Genomic DNA, 16,208 nt, shown 5'->3' on the forward strand with positions numbered 1-16,208 from the left:
CAGATTATACAGCAACGCTGTGTCCTGCGCTCTCTTTTTGGAGGCGCGGCGCGGCAAGCAAGCCGATGAACAGGAGAACACAATGACAGATGCGGCCCTTGGCAACGGGCAGGAGTTACTGGTTGAACTGACTGCCGACATCGTTGCGGCCTATGTCAGCAACCATGTCGTACCGGTCAGCGACCTTCCGAACTTGATTTCCGACGTACATTCCGCCTTGAGCAACACCTCGGCTCCGGCTCCTGCCGTAACCGTGGTCGAAAAGCAGAAGCCGGCCGTATCCGTTCGCAAATCCGTGCAGGATGATCAGATCACCTGCCTGGAATGTGGCGGCAGCTTCAAGTCGCTGAAGCGCCATCTTATGACCCATCATGGTCTTTCGCCGGAAGAATATCGCGAGAAGTGGGATCTGGCCGCCGACTACCCGATGGTAGCACCGGCCTATGCGGAAGCCCGTTCGCGCCTTGCAAAGGAAATGGGCCTCGGCCAGCGCCGCAAGCGCGGCAGCCGTTGAGAGCTTCATTGCTGAACCAAAGAAAAACCCGGCTTTCGAGCCGGGTTTTTGTCTAAGGATGCCGTAAATCCGAGCCTATGCCGCGGCTCTGACGCGGGCTTCCTCCCGAATACGCTTGATCATCGACCGCAGCCCATTGGCGCGCTGCGACGAAAGATGCTCGACAAGACCGATCTTGCCGAAGACATCGAGTGCATCGAGCGCAGCGATTTCAGAGGCGGGCTTGCCCGAATAGGTGGCCATCGCGATCGCCACCAGGCCGCGCACGATATGGGCGTCGGAATCGCCTTCAAACGTAAGGATTGGGTTCTCGGGATCGCCGGACGCGTGTGTCACGAGCCAGACCTGGCTGGCGCAGCCCTGCACTTTGTTTTTCAGCGTCCGCTTGTCCTCCGGCAGATCGGGCAGTGCCTTGCCGAGTTCGATCACGTAGCGATAGCGATCCTCCCAGTCGTCCAGGAAGGAAAAGTCGTCGATGATCTTTTCAAGCGATGCCATTGCAATGATCCAGATTGTCCATATGCCTTGGATATAGGCGAAGTGACAGGCGATTTGAACCCGTGACAAAAAAAGAACGCCGGGACATGGACTGGTCACGGCGTTCAGGCAGGGGCCATTGGAGGAAGCGTCAGATGCGTGGGCGAGGCGTCGGCAGCGGAACGGAGGATGGCAGCCGGACCGTGCCGGTAACGGCCACGTCGGCCGTTTCGGCGCCGGTCACGTGCCTGGCCGGCATCGGCTGAGCCATGGCGGCGACCTGATCGGCACTTGCCTGAGCCGATGCGGCATCAGCGGATGCATTTGCTTGCTGATCCTTGAAGTGGCGGCCGAGCATGTCATAGGCGACGCGGGCGCCGTCGCCAACCTGATATCCGAGGGCGGTCAGCGTTTCGCCGCCCTTTACGCAGACATCCGGCTTCTCGGTGCACATGGCGCCGACATATTGAACGACGCCCGAGGCAGCCGAAATTGCGTCGGAAACCTGCATCGTCGGTTCGCCTGCCGGCCGCGGATCGCCCTGGGGCTTTGCGAAGATCGGCAGGAACATCAGAACCAGCGAAAACCAGAACCCTGCTCTAATCAGAAACCACATTGCCCTGCCCATCCTCTCTTGCGTTCGGCCCGGTCGCCGATTCGGACTGACCCGCCCGATGTGACTTGAACCCTATCCGGCAGAGGACAACATCGCTTTTCAAAACTCGGCTGCATTTTCCGCTAATTTGATTCAAATTTTAGCTTTCCAAATTCGAGCCGGATTTAGATCAAATTGTAGCGTTTGCTGTTAAGCATGTCTCGCCTGATCCTGTTGATATGCAGGGCTTTGCGCGCTTCCGCCTTGTCACAAAAGTTAACGCGTGGCGGAAATATGAATAAAATCCGTTGCTTACCCGCTGTTAACCACAAAAAACAAAGGTCCCGCATTCTGCGCCAAAACGGGATTTTGGAGCCTTTTGGAGCATCCGGCGCGTTCCTCCTTTATTCTTTCTTTAAGCCCGCGAGGCCTATTGTGCAGTCCAATAAGTGACCGTTTTGACGGGTTGTAGTGTGCGCGTATTGAGTGACATGTTGAGTGACATGGCTGTCGGGGCTGGAGCCTTCGTAGACCGGGTGGGCAGAAGCTGGCTCTCCCGGACGAGCGGGAATGGCGAAGTCCGTGGACAGGAACAGGCGATCCTTCGCCGGCTTGCGCTCGTCTCCTCCGTCGCCCTCTTTGCTGTTCCCGCAGGGCTCTCCTTCGTTACCAGCCCGGCCGTGGCTTTGCCCGTGGGTGTCGCCACGGTCTGCGCCGCTTTCCTGTTTTCAGCCGTCGGCAGCATAGCGCTGTCGCGTCAGCGACCGTCATCCGTTCCCGCGGAGGCAGTCGTCGTCGAGCACCGCGACCTGATGCTGGAAGCCGCCTTCGGCCTGGTATTGCTGCTTGATCCGCAAGGAAACGTGACGACCATCGGCGGTCGTGACCGTGTCGAATTCCTGAGCTGGATGCGTGATCCGACGGGCCGTGGCTTCGTCGAGCAGATCCACGTCTCGGATCGCATTGTCTTCCTGCAGGCGATCGATGTGCTTCGTCAGGGGAGGGATTCTTACGGCGTCGGTCTGCGCCTTGAACGCTCCGCGATTGCCGGCAGCGACGCACAGTTCGTCCATGTCCGCATGGAGCTCACGGCTCGTCGCGACGGCGAGGGTCGCCTGACGGCGATCGTCAGCCAGCTGCGCGACATCTCTCAGGATCAGCAGCTTCGTGAAGACGCAGCCCGCAAGACTGCGGAGGCGGAATCGGCCAACGACGCGAAATCGCGTTTCCTTGCCGCTGTCAGCCATGAACTGCGCACGCCGCTCAATGCGATCCTGGGCTTCTCCGACATCCTCAGCGGAGAATATTTCGGCAAGCTCGAAAACAACCGCCAGCGCGAATATGTCGGCCTGATCCGCCAGTCGGGAGCGCATCTGTTGTCGGTGGTCAACACCATGCTCGACATGAGCAAGATCGAGGCGGGCCGCTACGAATTGCTGCTCGAATCCTTCTCGATCGAGGAATCCATCGCGACATGCGAAGCGATGCTGGGCCTGCAGGCGAAAGAGAAGGGGCTGACCTTGACGAGCCGCGTCCAGCGCGGCCTCGGCGATATCGTTGCCGATCAGCGTGCCATCCAGCAGATCCTCATCAACCTCGTCGGCAATGCCATCAAGTTCACCGATGCGGGCGGCGCGATTACCATCGATGCGGCATTGACCGATGGCATGCTGAAGCTGTCGATCGGCGACACCGGGATTGGCATCGCAAGCGAGCGGCTGGCCTCCCTTGGTCAGCCTTTTGTGCAGATCCAGAACGACTATACGCGCCGATATGCTGGCACCGGTCTCGGCCTTTCGCTGGTCAAGGGCCTCGTCGGCCTGCATGGCGGAAACTTTTCCATTGCCAGCGCGCCGGGCGAGGGCACGGTGATCACCATCCTGATCCCGTTCGACGGCTCGGGGGTCGGGGCGATGCAACAGTCTGTGGATGTCAATCGCCCCGTCGATTTTCCGCCACGCCTGAAACATACAACGGAGACGAACGAAGGGCGAAACAAGGAAGGGATGAATGGCCCCGCAAAAGCGAAAATCGCCTAAGGGAAGAGCAAAGGGCAGGCCCAAGCAGCCTGGTCTTGCTTCTCGTGGAGCGGTTGCCCTGGGCAGCCTGAGCCTGCGCGGCAGTACTGCGCTGGGTGGCCTCGGCCTTCGCGGTGTGGGCGCACTTGCCGGTCTGATCGGCGGTGCGGTCGGTCGTCATCCCGTCATTGCCGGCGGTGTGGCACTTTTCTTCGGTGTTTTCGGCTTCGTAACCGCGAACGCACTTTGGTACCAGACGGGCGCGCACCCATCGCCCATGCTGCGCACCCGTGATCCCGGCTCGCCCTATCAGATTCCCGGCCGCAGATCGTTCCTGCATGCACAGCAGGCCGATGCTGGCAACGTCACGACGTTCCGGATAGAGCGGCAGGGTTCGGCTTCCGATCCAGCCATACCCGCGTCAGGCGGTCAGGTAGCGAGCCTGCCCTCGGCACAGCCATCCGCTGCTCCATCGAAGCTGGTTGCCGATGTGCAGGCGGAACTGATCCGTCGCGGGCTTTATGACGGTGTTGCCGACGGAAAGCCTGGATCGCGCACGACATCAGCCATTCTCTTCTTCCAGGAAGCCTCGGGTCTGGCACAGACCGGCGTGCCGACGCCAGAGCTACTGGCAGCTCTGAAGGCCGGCAATGCCGCCGACACGACGCCGGCAGGCGGCAGGGCAGGTGCTGCCGCCGTGCCTGCCGAGCGTCCCGTCAATGTCTCCGCCCGCGCGGATGCCGTCGATCCGGTCGCCGCCGCCATTCTGAATGCGGAGAAGAATTTGAAGACCGGCGCCGTCGCGGCAAAGGCTGCCCCGAGCGATGCGGTCAACAAGGTCAATCTGGTCATGCAGATCCAGAAAGGCCTGAGCAACATTGCCTACAGCAATGTCAGCATCGACGGCGTTGCCGGCGAGCAAACGAAGGCAGCCATCCGCCGCTTCCAGAAGCACTATAGTCTGCCGGAGACCGGCGAGCCGAACGTGGCGGTGCTGAAAAAACTGCAGGACATCGGCGCGCTCTGAAGCCTGCCGGGAACATATCTGCAAACTCTGCACATCAATGCGCGCCGAGCCAGCATGAATTGCCTTGGCCGCCTCTCGTCGCTATAGCTCGCCTATGAGATTGCGTAGCGACATCTTTGTTTCCGCTCTTGTCCGTCGCCTGTTCGCCCGCGGCGATTTTGCCGCCGTCGAACGAAAGGGCGAAGAGCATGCGGGCGCGATCTTCATTCGGCAGCGTTTCCGCGATGGAACGGAAACCCTTTATGCGCCTGCTCCGCAGAGCCTGTTCGATGGGGAGGAGAGCGGAACGCGGCTCTTCGAAATCCGCACCGAGCGAAAGGAGCCGCAGGATATCCGCGAGACCCTCGATCGCGAGCTGAAGTTCGATCCGGATTTGTGGATCGTCGAGCTGGAGACGGATGATATCGCCGATATCGTCCCTATGGCCGGTTTGCGCGCCAATCCGCTCGATTGAGCCGTCTCTACCGCCGGTTTGCGACCCGCAATTCGCGGATGGAGCCTGATTTCGCGCCAAATAATGGCGCTGCAGGCCGTTGTGCCGGCTTTTCCTGCGGCAGATAGGTGTAGCTGTCGGCGCGGCGCCACGCCTCGACGCGGGCCTGGCTTTCTTCCGCATCCATGTCGTCGAGCACCAGCCATGCCCGGCTGACGCTTCCGTGTCGTTCCGCCAGATGCGGATAGAAGCGCTCGAGCGAATAAACGGCATCCGCAATGCCCATGCCGAGGCTGACGAGCGTGACGGCGAGCTGCTGGCCCGACGTGTCGAGCAGGATGCGCTCCGCGAGCCAGTGGCTGGAGGAGAGCGCGTCGGCAAGCGTTGTTGCAAATTGCCGCGCATCGCGTTCGCGAGCGAAACGTACGAGGAGGGCTTCCTGCATTTCGCTGAGGCTGCGCAGGCCGAGACGATCCTTGTCGTCGCGTCCCATATGGCGGGCAGCCTGCTTGATCTGCTGACGCAATACTTCTTCGCGCGACAGCCGTTCGGTTTCCGTTATCTCTGCCTGCGTCGAAACAGCGTCCGTTTGCTGCTCCGGCACTGTCATGCCGCGCTCGGGCTCGGCCTGGTGCAGGCCGACGAGAGCGTCGATGACCTTGGGGGAGAGAGACGACCGGCGGACGATGGCGCGCGCGTGGGCGGCGCCCTGCGTGCGGGCGATGGTGATCAGCGTATCGTCGTCGATCGCCTGCGAGCTCGTGAGGAACGGGGCGGCGATGGAGATCGGCTGACAGCCGATGAACAGCGCAACCGCCTGGGGCACTGTCTGGCATTGGGAGAGGGCGGCGACCGCCTGTCGCTTTGCTTCCTCTGACGACGCCTGGAAGACGGGCGTGAAAAGCTCGGCGAATTGGCGGAGTTCCGATTTGGATGGATGCCCCATGCCTTCGAAGCTGGTGATCGTCGCCATCAGAACCACGTCCTTCTTGCGGACTGTCGCAGGCTCTTCAAGGTCTCGAAACCGGTCACGCACGCCAACACCCATACTGATACTCGGAACAAAAAAGCAGGGAGCCGGACGGTCGACCATGGATACCGCGACGCTTCCTTCCGATCGTGCCGGACGGTCCTTTCGATGAAGAAGGCGTCTTCGGCGGCGATTGTCGAAACGGGTATGGACACGGTCGTCCTTATCTGGCTTTCGCGAAAGACTAAGGCCGCCAAGGTTAATGGTTCGTGAAAACTTTATTAAAATCCGAATAAAAATTACGCGTTAAGCTTGCGTGGGGGCGACTGCCCGACATCGGCCGCATCCGCGGCGGCTTAACGGAAGAGCCCCTGTGGATAAGCTTGCGCAGAACGCGCGCCAGTATGAGTGTTCAACCTATGAGGGTTTTGGTTGAAAAGGTCGCGGGAGGCATGCTTCCATGCCCGCAAAACGCAGTCTGAGCTTCGGCCGGTGCCGCGATAAGAGTGAGGATAGTTCAGATGCCTTTATGCTCGCGCATGGCGGCGAGCAACTTTTCCGAGGTGTTGTAGCCCGATTGAAAAAGGCCAATCGCGGCGGTGGCCGCGAACTCGGCTTCGGCACTTTTTATATCGACCCGCTTTTCCAGGCACCACTCGTCAAGCGCGCCGCGCAGAACGGTGACATCCTCTGGAGAAAAGACGGAACTGCCCGCCATATTCATTGATCGCCCTCGAATTTCCACATTACAATACGTTAATTTTTTGTGAGCGCAAATAATATTTGCGTGACGTTTTTCTGCAACGGATCGGCTGAATTTCCATTTGCCGGCAACGCCACTATTTAACCTAATAATATGATATCACTTGATTTTTTAGCGAAATCGGTTCTGGCGATTTTTCACTGATCGATGAAACCAAAGTCGTTGTCGCAGCGTTATTAGGGCATGGCGACTCGTGCCAAGGGTGACGAGCGACTGTGATTAGCATTCTGTTAACTGCGATATGTCTGAATTCCGGCTGAAAGCAGCGATTGGCAGAATATGATTGTGTGTAAGGGAGCATGGAGGCCGCAAACGGCAGGCCATGCCACGGTGTAAGGGAAATGCCGTGAGAAGACGCGAATGCCTCTATTGCAGCCCAGCGAACAAGGCTGGAATGGAGGGAAGCGTTAGCCCGCTTCAGCGGCGGGCAGGGTGAAATCAAGTCGCAAGTTCATCCGTCTCGAGACGTAAATGGAGACGAGAATGGCAAAGATCATATCTCTTTTGGATTGGCGATTGCGCATGACGCCGCGCGCCCAGAAGGAGCCGGTGGAAGCAAAGATCCTTTTGTTTACCGGCGTGCGCTACGAACATCTGGATACGCCCACCCATCGACCGGGAGCCGGGCCGAAGCGTGCAAAAGGAAAGTGATGCCCGGGTGGCGCGCGTCCATGCGCGCATCTCCCGGTTGCTAATATAGATCAGCCGTCTCCCATCGCGGCGAGACGACGCGTATCGTCACGCAAATCCCCTGCCGCCCGAAGCCTAGTTATCTCGGCCCCAGTCAATCTCAGCCATTGTCGAATTCGTCGCAACCCGCTTCCGACAGGAATTCTCGGGCGGCGTTATCAAAGCTGCCTTGCGGCGCCATCGTATGCAGCACCGCATAGCCTTGGGAGCGCGGCACTTCCACCAGGATCGATTGGGCGAGAGCTGGCGGCAATGCCTTGCGTATGCCCGTAAGCTGGACGGGAGATGCGAGCAGCAAATCGAGCGCACCGCCGACGGACGTGCGGTCGCTCATGCTGAACACTTCATTCGATGCGGCATCATAGACGGCGAGCGACCAGAACGGCACTTTGCCTTTCGCGGTGAGATGAACAGGGATGTCCTCGATATCGAATGCGCAGACGGCGGTACGGATAAAGGGATCGGTGTTGGAAAGCCCCGCCTCGTCATCCTTGTCGTCGAGCATGTAGAAATGGTTCTCGTCGCCCTCGTCCGATACGCGGGTATAGGCATCGCGGTCGGAGAAATGCGGCAAGGAGAGGATGATGACAATGTGCAGCAGCGCCGCGCCGAAGAGACCGGTCAGGATCGCGAAAACGAATCTAAACATTGCCGCACCCGATTTTTTCGAGTTTCGGCATACCGAGATCGATCAGACCGGAATTGCCGGCGGCCGGCGAATCCAGCAGCGTCCACACGAGGCGGAAATTGCCGGCAGGGGGCGGGGCAAGCCAGTTGCCCGCCTGCGCATTCGATGAAACCGTAATGCTGAAGCTTGAATCCGCATTGCGCAGGACGATCCAGGAATTGATGGTGGAAGGACGTCCGGTGGCGCCTTCGATCGGTCGGCCGTCATTGCCCGCGATAAACAGCGTCCAAAGCCTCGCCGGTGGTGTCTGGCCGCTGATGCGATAGCGACAAGATGCCGTCAGCCGCGCGCCGGCATCGTCATCGGAGGCGGTAAACACGAGCCCTTCCGCGGTCCCGTAGAGCAAGCGCCCGGCGCGAGCCCTGTGGGATTTCGCATAAGGGTCCGCATCGGCCGTCTGCATTTCCGGAAAGGCCTGCCAGGCACCGAGCTTGATCGCGCCGAAACCGGAGGTCGCATCCAGCGCCAGGAGCGTGAACACGATCCCGCCACCAAAGGCGATGACAAGCGAAAGCGCAACAAGAAGGGGAACTCGGAACACCCTAGGATCGTCCTCGTGACAAATCAGTATCGATTTATTCCTGATTCTGTCGGTAGGGGGAAGGGCGAGCCGCTTTCAGGCTGCAGTCATACAGGATGCTCTCGATGAGCTAACACGGCAGCTTGCGGCCGAAACACCAGCAGCTGTCGGGCCATTCGCCCGTCGGCCGGCCTTGTTGCGACCGCGGCATGCTCCTTCATATTTTCGTTGGAAAACCCGCCCGGGGTGCTGATGCGGCCTCCGTCTTCATCTCTGCTTGGATGATCTTTATTCCGACGTCGCCACCTTCTGCACGCCGAGCCGGCTCGCGGCCTTCAGCCTTTCGCCGATATTGCGCAGGATATTCGTGGAATCCACCGAAAGCGAGCGCGGCCGTATGAGGGGAGGCAGGCTGGGAGTGGAGGCATCGGCTGGCTTCTTGGCTGCGACGGTTTGCGGCTTCTGCGCCGGGAACGGGTTGCTGATGCCGGGTATGGGTTTCAGCACGATGCCCTGATGCGCATAATCCATGATCTTCTTGAAGGTCATGGCCGGCAGCGTGCCGCCCGTCATGTTGTTCGTGGAGGTATAGTCGTCGTTGCCGAACCAGACGGCGCAGGTGTAGTTGCCGGTAAAGCCGATGAACCAGGCATCGCGATAGGCCTGCGTGGTGCCGGTCTTGCCGCCGACCACGATGCCGTTGTCGAGTGCTGCCCTGCGGCCGGTGCCGATGACCGGAACCTGCGTCAGCATCTGGTTCATGTAGGACGTGGCCTTTTCGCTGAGGACGCGCTTGGCCGACTGCTCGTCGTGACTGAAGTCGTAGAGCACCTTGCCGTCATACCCGGTGATCTGGTCGATGCCATGGCGCCGCGACTGCATGCCGTTGGCCGGGAAGACGGCATAGGCCGTCGCCTGGTCGAGAACGGTCACCTCGGAGGTACCGATCGGAATGGTCTTGTCGTTGCGGATCGGCGTTTCCACGCCCATGGCCTTGGCCATGTTGCGAATGGGCTGGATGCCGAACTTCTCCTTCGCCAGCCGCACCGGAATGGTATTGATCGACTGGGTGATCGCCTGCGTCAGCGTCACCTTGCCTTCATAGCGGTTTTCGTAATTGTGCGGGCTCCAGTTACCCCAGCTGATGGGCGCGTCGACGATGGTGGATGTCGGCGTCATGCCGTTCTCCATCGCGACGGAGTAAGTATAGATCTTGAAGGAGGAACCCGGCTGGCGCAGCGCCTTGGTGGCGCGATTGAACTGGCTTTCGCCATAGTCGCTGCCGCCGACCATGGCGCGAACGGCGCCACCGTTTTCGATCATGACGCTGGCGCCCTGCTTGGCATGGTAACGTTCGCCGAACTCCATCAGGCTGGATTGGACGGAATCTTCCGCCGCCTTCTGCAGCCCCATGTCGATGGTGGTGCGAACGATCAGCGAGCGCTCGGGAAACCGTGTTGCGAGCCGCTGCACTTCGTCGAAGGCCCAGTCGAGGAAATAGTCCGGGGATTCGATCTGGGCGCGGTCGACGACGGAGGCCGGATTGCGGCGTGCGGCGATCACCTGCCCCTCGGTCATCAGCCCGCTCTGAACGAGGTTGGAAAGCACGTCGTTGGCGCGGGCGCGGGCGGCCGGCAGATTGACATGCGGCGCATATTTCGCCGGCGCCTTGAAAAGGCCCGCAAGCATTGCAGCCTCTGCCAGATTGACGTCGGTTATGCTCTTGCCAAAATAGAATTGCGCCGCCGCCGCCGCGCCGAAGGTGCCGCCGCCCATGTAGGTGCGATCGAGATAGAGGCTCAGAATCTCCTTCTTGGAGAGATTGGCCTCGAGCCAGATCGCCAGAAAGGCTTCCTTGATTTTGCGGTCGATGGAGCGCTCGTTGCTGAGAAAGATGTTCTTGGCAAGCTGCTGCGTCAGCGTCGAGCCGCCCTGGACGACGCCGCCGGCTTGCGCATTGACGGTCACCGCGCGGAACAGGCCGATCACGTCGATACCGAAATGGTCGAAGAAGCGCCGGTCCTCGGTTGCGAGTACCGCCTTGACGAAATAGTCCGGCAGCTGGTCGACCGGCACGGAATTCTCATGAATGATGCCGCGGTGGCCGATAACGTTGCCGTAACGGTCGAGGAAGGTGACGGCGAAATTGCCGCGGTTGCGCCAGTCGCCCTGCGTCGACTCGAAGGCGGGCATCGCGAGCATCAGCATCACTACCGAGCCGGCCGCGCCCAGCGTCAGACCTTCGCCGAGCAGCTCGAAAACGATGCGTTTCCAGCCGCGCACGCGGAAACGGCGGAAGAAGATCGTGATCTCCTCCCATGCCTCGGCGAGACCGAAGCCTGCGTTCCACAAAGTGGAGTCGATCCATGAATCAAGGCGCAGGAAGAAATAGCGCTTGCGACGCCGCGGCTTTTCGGCCCCGTTATCCTTTGGCGTCTCAGGCTCCGCCTTCGGCCGGTTTTCTGGATTGGATGGGTCTTCCACGCTCTACTTCCCGACCACAATATTGCTGCGTGCTTCTTGTGGCACACACAAAGCTCATTATCTCATAGAACGGCTATTTGAATAATTGGTTGATTTAGAGAAAAGAACAAGAGACATGCATGCCGCAGCCCGAATTCCCTTTGTCGGGTGGCGAGGACGACGATGATGACAGACGAGTTACCCTTCTGGAAAAGCAAGACCCTGGCGGAAATGAGCTCGCCGGAATGGGAAAGCCTGTGCGACGGCTGTGGCCTCTGTTGTCTCAACAAGCTGGAGGACTGGGATAGCGGCGATGTCTATTTCACCTCCGTCCGCTGCAAGCTCATGGATGGTGAGAGCTGTCGTTGCACGAGTTATCTGAACCGCTGGGATTTCGTGCCGGACTGCGTGCAGTTGACGCCGGAGAAGGTGCCGGATTTGGCATGGCTGCCGCCGACCTGCGCCTATCGTCTCGTCGAGGAAGGTCGTGATCTCTACTGGTGGCACCCGCTGATCTCGGGCGATCCGGAAACCGTGCACATCGCCGGCGTTTCCGCCCGAGGACGTACCATCAGCGAGAATGATGTCGAGCTCGACGATTTCGAGGATTATGTGGTCGATTGGCCGCTGACCGTCGAAGACGACATGGAGCCGAGCCCTCCGGCAAAGCCATAGATTTCGGTGCCACGTTTCGCCATGCGCGCTGCACCAGTGACCTGATCGTCTCATGATCGGCATCATGATGAAACAGCCGCGCAAAGCCCTTCAGGCCCCAGCCGCCAGGCACGGCCATGATGTCGCCCGGCATGGTTGCCAATGCCATTTGCTGCTGGTCGGGTGTCAGCTTGACGACGCAGAAGTCCGGGCCTGGAAGGGTCATGAAAATCTTGCCCCGAACACGAAAATCGCGCGTTCCGAAGTGTGAATTCTCCGCCGCTTCCGGCAGGCAGAGGGCAAGGGATATAAGATCTTCGTCGGTCATGGCCGTGATGGTAACACGTCCCACCGATATACGATAAATGGCCGCCTGCAACGCCCGCGACGAAACGGTCCCGGAAGCGAGGCGGCCAATTTATTGAATTGCGCCTATCCGCATGGTATCGCGCCATGCCCTCGCATATGGACAAGGAGCCGCCGCGTGATCCGTCATATCGTCTTCTTCACCGTTCCTGATCGCGCCAATCTCGAGGAGGTTCGCTCCGGCCTCTCGATCCTGACAGCCATTCCACATGCACGGCTCCTGGAAATCGGCACGAATATGAAGACCGACCAGCTCGGAACCGAAGTCGATCTCGTCGTCTACGGCGAATTCGATGACGAAGTGGCGCTTGCCGCCTACAAGGCGCATCCAAACTATCAGCGCTCCATCGAGCGTGTTCGTCCGCTGCGCGAGATGCGGATCGCCGCCGATTACGAGACCGCGACGGCCGCCCGCGAACCATTCTGAACGGGCGCGCCGGGCCGGTTCCTGCCAGCCATTTCAATGGATTGAGCATTCGAGCGGAATCGGATTGTCGGTAACCGGATTCTTTTCGCGAGGCTCTTGAATCAATCTTTGAAGTTGTGGACTCGATTTGTGAAGGAATCGTCTCAAGTGATTCAAAGGACTCAAGGAAATACCAACGCCTTACCTCGGTAGAGCGCTTGAGGGCCGGTTTGCATTGGCCCATTGCGGTGTGCCTGCCCATGTCGCACCCACGGGCAGATGATAAGCAAGAATGATTAAAAATGGCTGAGCCTGGAGCTCGAAGAAGGGCGCTTCGAAGCTAAATATGCGTCGTCGCGGACATATCGCCGATAGATTGTATCAATGCAGGGCGATAAAGCGCCGCTCGGTTGCCGTCGTGGCGAGCTTGCCACTTTGCATTCAATTATTTCAAATGGTTAAGACAGAGATTGCGTGCCTTGCTTGCCCGATGGGCTGAAAATTACAGCCCATTCATTTGCCATTCAGACGTGTTTGGGTAAATAATCACCAAGTTAATATCCCTGTGGGAAGTCCGAAGCATGGCCACATTTTCAAGCATAGCAGCGGCGGCCCTCGTCTTGGCCGGCTCGGCTGTTCTGCCAGCGCCGACGTCGACCCTGGTGGCTCGTGCCAACAGCGACTGCAGCGAGGCCGCGGCCGAGGTCGTAGAGAAGACCGGAGGACAGCTCCTATCCGCACAACCCTCCGGCGACAGCTGCATTGTCACTGTTCTCGTGCAGGGCAATGGGCAGCGCCCGCGCAAGGTGACGATGAAAGTGCCGATGTGAGGGTGGGCACGTGAAGCGCCGGCGTGCAATGGACATTCTAAGGCCTTGAATCCCACACAAAATCTTATTGTTTCCGTGATTCCACTGCAGCACGATTTACAGTACTGTTTCTCGAACCGGGGAAATTGGATCCAGACATGCGCATTCTCATAGTCGAAGACGATATCAACTTGAATCGACAGCTTGCCGAAGCCTTGAAGGAGGCGGGTTACGTCGTCGATACGGCCTTTGATGGTGAGGAAGGCCATTTCCTCGGCGATACCGAACCCTACGACGCGATCATTCTGGATATTGGCCTGCCTGAAATGGATGGCATCACCGTGCTGGAGAAATGGCGCGGCACCGGGCGCACGGTGCCGGTGCTGCTTCTGACCGCCCGCGACCGGTGGAGCGACAAGGTGGCGGGCATCGATGCCGGCGCGGACGACTATGTTGCCAAGCCCTTCCATGTCGAGGAAGTGCTGGCGCGCATCCGCGCGCTCATCCGCCGCGCGGCCGGCCATGCCTCCTCGGAAATCGTCTGCGGCCCGGTGCGGCTCGATACCAAGAGCTCGAAGGCGACCGTCGACGGCAAGCCGCTGAAGCTCACCTCCCATGAATATCGCCTGCTCGCCTATCTCATGCACCACAAGGGCGAGGTCGTCTCGCGCACCGAACTGGTCGAACATATGTACGACCAGGATTTCGACAGGGATTCCAATACGATCGAGGTTTTCGTCGGTCGCCTGCGCAAGAAGATGGGTGTCGATCTAATCGAAACGGTCCGCGGCCTTGGTTACCGAATCCAAGCTCCGACCAATGCGAATTAAGTCGCTCACCGCTCGCGTCCTGCTGTTGACCACATTGTGGTCGGCGGTGGCGCTGGTGGTGATCGGCCTCGTCATCTCGAATATCTATCGCAAGAGCGCCGAGCGCGGCTTTCAAGATTTGCTGCGCGCGCAGCTTTATAACGTCATCAACTCGGTAACGATCGGCGATCAGGGCGCTCTGTCGGGCAGCCCGCAGCTCGGCGACCTTCGTTTCGCACAGCCGAAGACCGGTTGGTACTGGATGGTTGAGCCGCTCGGCACCTATACCGCGACACCGCTGGTTTCGCCCTCGCTCGGCGCGTCGAGCCTGCCCGTTCTTTCCGTGCTGGAAGCGCCTTTCGACAAGAACTACGAGCGCTACTACATCGTTACCGACGCCTTTGGAAACCGCGTACAAGTGGCCGAAACTGAGGTTGTGCTCGACACGGACGGCCGCGCTGCGCGCTTCCGCGTCACCGGCAATATCGCCGTCGTCGAGGACGATGTCCGCAATTTTTCCCATAGCCTTTATTTCGCGCTGGTCGGCTTCGGTGTCGGCAGTCTCATTGTCAATGCGCTCGCCATTCTTTACGGCCTGAAACCGCTCGATAAGGCCCGCGCCGCATTGGAGCGTATCCGTGCCGGCGAAAGCGAGCGTCTGCAGGGCGATTTCCCGCGCGAAATCCTGCCGCTTGCCAACGAGGTCAATGCGCTGATCGAAAGCAACCGGCGCATCGTCGAGCGTGCTCGCATGCAGGTCGGCAATCTCGCGCACTCGCTGAAAACGCCGATCGCGGTGCTGCTCAACGAATCCCGCGTGCTCGAGCGCTCGCATGGCGATCTTGTGAAGAACCAGGCGGAAGCCATGCAGGGGCAGGTGCAATCCTATCTCAATCGCGCCCGCATCGCCGCGCAACGTGAATCCGTGCTGGCCCGCACCGAGGCGGAGCCGGCGCTGGAGCGGCTCGTCCGTGTCATGCGGCGGCTGAACGCCGACAAGGAATTCGAGCTCACCGTCTCGCCCAATCTGGCGCTCGCCATGGAGCAGCAGGATCTGGAGGAGACCGTCGGCAATCTCTTGGAAAATGCCGCCCGCTTCGCCGAACATAAGGTGCGCCTTTCGGCGAGCGAAGCGCCGCCGGAGATCAAGGGCATTGATCCCGTGCGCCGTCATTGGGTGGAACTGGTGGTTGAAGACGATGGGCCAGGGCTTGAGCCGGATCAGATTCGCGAGGCGATGAAACGCGGACGCAGGCTCGATGAAAGCAAGCCTGGCACCGGTCTTGGCCTGTCGATTGTCAGCGAGATTACCAACGAATATCAAGGCCGGCTCGAACTGTCCCGGGGCACCTGGGGCGGGCTTCGCGCCAGCCTAATTTTGCCGGGCCTGACGAAGGATGTTGCGTGAGGCACGGCATGATGCCAAAAGACGTTGTGGGTCATGACGATGCCGCAGCGCAGTACCTATGGTTTTGCTTTTTGATACTGGTTCGGTTGTATGAAGCTTCGTACCTTTTTTCTGGTCGCTCCCTCTCTTTTCGCCGCGATTGCGCTTTCCGGTTGCTCGACGACGAGCGGCTTAGGGAGCGGCAAGAGCCTATTTTCGTCTGCGAAGCCTCCAGCCTCCGCAACCTTCATCAATGCTCTTGATGGTGGCATCGTCGAGCGCACCGGCATCAAGCTCAGCGACAGCGATAAGCAGCGCGCGCTGGAGGCGGAATATCGGGCGCTTGAGACCTCGCCTCTCGGCCAGCCTGTGGCATGGAAGGGTAGGAATGCGAGCGGCGAGGTAGTCCCCGCCGCGCCTTATCAGGTCGGTTCGCAGAATTGCCGGCAATATACCCACACTGTCACCGTCGACGACAAACCGACGATGGCAAGGGGCGCGGCCTGCCGCAATGACGACGGCACCTGGACACCGCTCGAATAGGGTTTCACGCCGAAAAGCGCGGCCAAACGCCTCAAATCTTCGTCAGAAGGCCTTTCTCGGTTGGAATGGGCGCCCT

Annotated in this window: 18 protein-coding genes and 1 pseudogene; 11 read left to right on the plus strand and 8 right to left on the minus strand. The window is 59.7% G+C overall.

The genetic code is table 11. The annotated features are described in order from the left end of the window. Nucleotides 1-82 precede the first annotated feature (82 nt). Nucleotides 83-514 (plus strand): MucR family transcriptional regulator, encoded by a 432-nt coding sequence (locus HGP12_RS21835; RefSeq protein ID WP_047627360.1) that lies wholly within the window; start codon nucleotides 83-85, stop codon nucleotides 512-514. Nucleotides 515-589: 75 nt separating this feature from the next. Here the strand turns inward: HGP12_RS21835 and HGP12_RS21840 are convergent, their stop codons facing one another. Next, entirely contained in the window at nucleotides 590-1,012 is a 423-nt protein-coding gene (locus HGP12_RS21840; protein WP_168842661.1) for a SufE family protein, read from the minus strand. Nucleotides 1,013-1,142: 130 nt separating this feature from the next. Beyond that, nucleotides 1,143-1,607: a DUF5330 domain-containing protein gene (locus HGP12_RS21845; protein ID WP_168842662.1), complete on the minus strand. Its 465-nt coding sequence runs from the start codon at nucleotides 1,605-1,607 to the stop codon at nucleotides 1,143-1,145. 470 nt (nucleotides 1,608-2,077) lie between these two features. On the opposite strand from HGP12_RS21845, the gene HGP12_RS21850 reads away from it, so the two are divergent. From HGP12_RS21850 to HGP12_RS21860, 3 genes are all read left to right on the plus strand, one after another. Further along, on the plus strand, nucleotides 2,078-3,625 hold the full coding sequence (locus HGP12_RS21850; RefSeq protein WP_168842684.1) for a sensor histidine kinase: 1,548 nt from the start codon (nucleotides 2,078-2,080) through the stop codon (nucleotides 3,623-3,625). Beyond that, nucleotides 3,597-4,631 carry a peptidoglycan-binding protein gene (locus tag HGP12_RS21855; RefSeq protein ID WP_168842663.1) on the plus strand — a complete coding sequence of 345 codons (1,035 nt, stop codon included), beginning with the start codon at nucleotides 3,597-3,599 and terminating at the stop codon, nucleotides 4,629-4,631. The genes HGP12_RS21850 and HGP12_RS21855 overlap by 29 nt, the downstream gene beginning before the upstream one ends. Nucleotides 4,632-4,725: 94 nt before the next feature. Next, a complete protein-coding gene (locus tag HGP12_RS21860; RefSeq protein ID WP_168842664.1) occupies nucleotides 4,726-5,085 on the plus strand; it encodes a DUF1491 family protein in 360 nt (119 codons plus the stop codon). Between the two features lie 7 nt (nucleotides 5,086-5,092). Here HGP12_RS21860 and HGP12_RS21865 read toward each other — a convergent pair whose 3' ends face one another. Further along, on the minus strand, nucleotides 5,093-6,100 hold the full coding sequence (locus tag HGP12_RS21865) for a DUF2336 domain-containing protein (protein WP_409526862.1): 1,008 nt from the start codon (nucleotides 6,098-6,100) through the stop codon (nucleotides 5,093-5,095). Between the two features lie 451 nt (nucleotides 6,101-6,551). Further along, on the minus strand, nucleotides 6,552-6,758 hold the full coding sequence (locus HGP12_RS21870; RefSeq protein ID WP_168842666.1) for a hypothetical protein: 207 nt from the start codon (nucleotides 6,756-6,758) through the stop codon (nucleotides 6,552-6,554). A 522-nt stretch (nucleotides 6,759-7,280) separates the two neighbouring features. Here HGP12_RS21870 and HGP12_RS21875 point away from each other — a divergent pair. Then, nucleotides 7,281-7,448: a hypothetical protein gene (locus tag HGP12_RS21875; RefSeq protein WP_168842667.1), complete on the plus strand. Its 168-nt coding sequence runs from the start codon at nucleotides 7,281-7,283 to the stop codon at nucleotides 7,446-7,448. A gap of 139 nt (nucleotides 7,449-7,587) precedes the next feature. Here HGP12_RS21875 and HGP12_RS21880 read toward each other — a convergent pair whose 3' ends face one another. The 3 genes from HGP12_RS21880 to HGP12_RS21890 all read right to left on the minus strand — a co-directional run bounded on the left by HGP12_RS21880 (nucleotide 7,588) and on the right by HGP12_RS21890 (nucleotide 11,179). Beyond that, a complete protein-coding gene (locus tag HGP12_RS21880) occupies nucleotides 7,588-8,136 on the minus strand; it encodes a DUF1254 domain-containing protein (protein ID WP_168842668.1) in 549 nt (182 codons plus the stop codon). Beyond that, the gene (locus HGP12_RS21885; protein ID WP_168842669.1) at nucleotides 8,129-8,716 is read right to left on the minus strand and encodes a DUF1214 domain-containing protein; all 588 of its coding nucleotides are present in this window, start codon (nucleotides 8,714-8,716) and stop codon (nucleotides 8,129-8,131) included. The genes HGP12_RS21880 and HGP12_RS21885 overlap by 8 nt, the downstream gene beginning before the upstream one ends. A gap of 267 nt (nucleotides 8,717-8,983) precedes the next feature. Next, nucleotides 8,984-11,179 carry a transglycosylase domain-containing protein gene (locus HGP12_RS21890; protein WP_168842670.1) on the minus strand — a complete coding sequence of 732 codons (2,196 nt, stop codon included), beginning with the start codon at nucleotides 11,177-11,179 and terminating at the stop codon, nucleotides 8,984-8,986. Nucleotides 11,180-11,344: 165 nt separating this feature from the next. Between HGP12_RS21890 and HGP12_RS21895 the strand changes: the two genes are divergently transcribed. Next, complete coding sequence (locus HGP12_RS21895) at nucleotides 11,345-11,833, plus strand: YcgN family cysteine cluster protein (protein ID WP_168842685.1); 489 nt, start codon at nucleotides 11,345-11,347, stop codon at nucleotides 11,831-11,833. Here HGP12_RS21895 and HGP12_RS21900 read toward each other — a convergent pair. Further along, a pseudogene (locus HGP12_RS21900) lies at nucleotides 11,814-12,140 on the minus strand (MmcQ/YjbR family DNA-binding protein); the annotation flags it as partial. The gene HGP12_RS21895 and the pseudogene HGP12_RS21900 sit on opposite strands and share 20 nt — an antisense overlap. 156 nt (nucleotides 12,141-12,296) lie before the next feature. Here HGP12_RS21900 and HGP12_RS21905 point away from each other — a divergent pair. The 5 genes from HGP12_RS21905 to HGP12_RS21925 all read left to right on the plus strand — a co-directional run bounded on the left by HGP12_RS21905 (nucleotide 12,297) and on the right by HGP12_RS21925 (nucleotide 16,132). Next, nucleotides 12,297-12,605 carry a Dabb family protein gene (locus HGP12_RS21905; RefSeq protein ID WP_168842672.1) on the plus strand — a complete coding sequence of 103 codons (309 nt, stop codon included), beginning with the start codon at nucleotides 12,297-12,299 and terminating at the stop codon, nucleotides 12,603-12,605. 560 nt (nucleotides 12,606-13,165) lie between these two features. Then, complete coding sequence (locus tag HGP12_RS21910; protein WP_168842673.1) at nucleotides 13,166-13,414, plus strand: hypothetical protein; 249 nt, start codon at nucleotides 13,166-13,168, stop codon at nucleotides 13,412-13,414. Between the two features lie 137 nt (nucleotides 13,415-13,551). Continuing rightward, complete coding sequence (locus tag HGP12_RS21915) at nucleotides 13,552-14,223, plus strand: response regulator transcription factor (RefSeq protein WP_168842674.1); 672 nt, start codon at nucleotides 13,552-13,554, stop codon at nucleotides 14,221-14,223. Continuing rightward, complete coding sequence (locus tag HGP12_RS21920) at nucleotides 14,213-15,610, plus strand: sensor histidine kinase (protein ID WP_168842675.1); 1,398 nt, start codon at nucleotides 14,213-14,215, stop codon at nucleotides 15,608-15,610. The genes HGP12_RS21915 and HGP12_RS21920 overlap by 11 nt, the downstream gene beginning before the upstream one ends. 90 nt (nucleotides 15,611-15,700) lie before the next feature. Continuing rightward, nucleotides 15,701-16,132 (plus strand): hypothetical protein, encoded by a 432-nt coding sequence (locus tag HGP12_RS21925; protein ID WP_168842676.1) that lies wholly within the window; start codon nucleotides 15,701-15,703, stop codon nucleotides 16,130-16,132. Nucleotides 16,133-16,208: the final 76 nt, after the last annotated feature.

Origin of the sequence: Rhizobium sp. P28RR-XV, from assembly GCF_012641385.1 — a bacterium.
In the GTDB taxonomy this organism is placed as follows: domain Bacteria; phylum Pseudomonadota; class Alphaproteobacteria; order Rhizobiales; family Rhizobiaceae; genus Rhizobium.

Coding starts and splice junctions, on each gene's coding strand:
- HGP12_RS21910 (WP_168842673.1), top strand. CDS start 13,166: ATGGCCACATTTTCAAGCATAGCAGCGGCGGCCCTCGTCTTGGCCGGC.
- HGP12_RS21920 (WP_168842675.1), top strand. CDS start 14,213: ATGCGAATTAAGTCGCTCACCGCTCGCGTCCTGCTGTTGACCACATTG.
- HGP12_RS21855 (WP_168842663.1), top strand. CDS start 3,597: ATGGCCCCGCAAAAGCGAAAATCGCCTAAGGGAAGAGCAAAGGGCAGG.
- HGP12_RS21915 (WP_168842674.1), top strand. CDS start 13,552: ATGCGCATTCTCATAGTCGAAGACGATATCAACTTGAATCGACAGCTT.
- HGP12_RS21925 (WP_168842676.1), top strand. CDS start 15,701: ATGAAGCTTCGTACCTTTTTTCTGGTCGCTCCCTCTCTTTTCGCCGCG.
- HGP12_RS21895 (WP_168842685.1), top strand. CDS start 11,345: ATGACAGACGAGTTACCCTTCTGGAAAAGCAAGACCCTGGCGGAAATG.
- HGP12_RS21860 (WP_168842664.1), top strand. CDS start 4,726: ATGAGATTGCGTAGCGACATCTTTGTTTCCGCTCTTGTCCGTCGCCTG.
- HGP12_RS21875 (WP_168842667.1), top strand. CDS start 7,281: ATGGCAAAGATCATATCTCTTTTGGATTGGCGATTGCGCATGACGCCG.
- HGP12_RS21840 (WP_168842661.1), bottom strand. CDS start 1,012: ATGGCATCGCTTGAAAAGATCATCGACGACTTTTCCTTCCTGGACGAC.
- HGP12_RS21870 (WP_168842666.1), bottom strand. CDS start 6,758: ATGAATATGGCGGGCAGTTCCGTCTTTTCTCCAGAGGATGTCACCGTT.
- HGP12_RS21845 (WP_168842662.1), bottom strand. CDS start 1,607: ATGTGGTTTCTGATTAGAGCAGGGTTCTGGTTTTCGCTGGTTCTGATG.
- HGP12_RS21880 (WP_168842668.1), bottom strand. CDS start 8,136: ATGTTTAGATTCGTTTTCGCGATCCTGACCGGTCTCTTCGGCGCGGCG.
- HGP12_RS21835 (WP_047627360.1), top strand. CDS start 83: ATGACAGATGCGGCCCTTGGCAACGGGCAGGAGTTACTGGTTGAACTG.
- HGP12_RS21850 (WP_168842684.1), top strand. CDS start 2,078: ATGTTGAGTGACATGGCTGTCGGGGCTGGAGCCTTCGTAGACCGGGTG.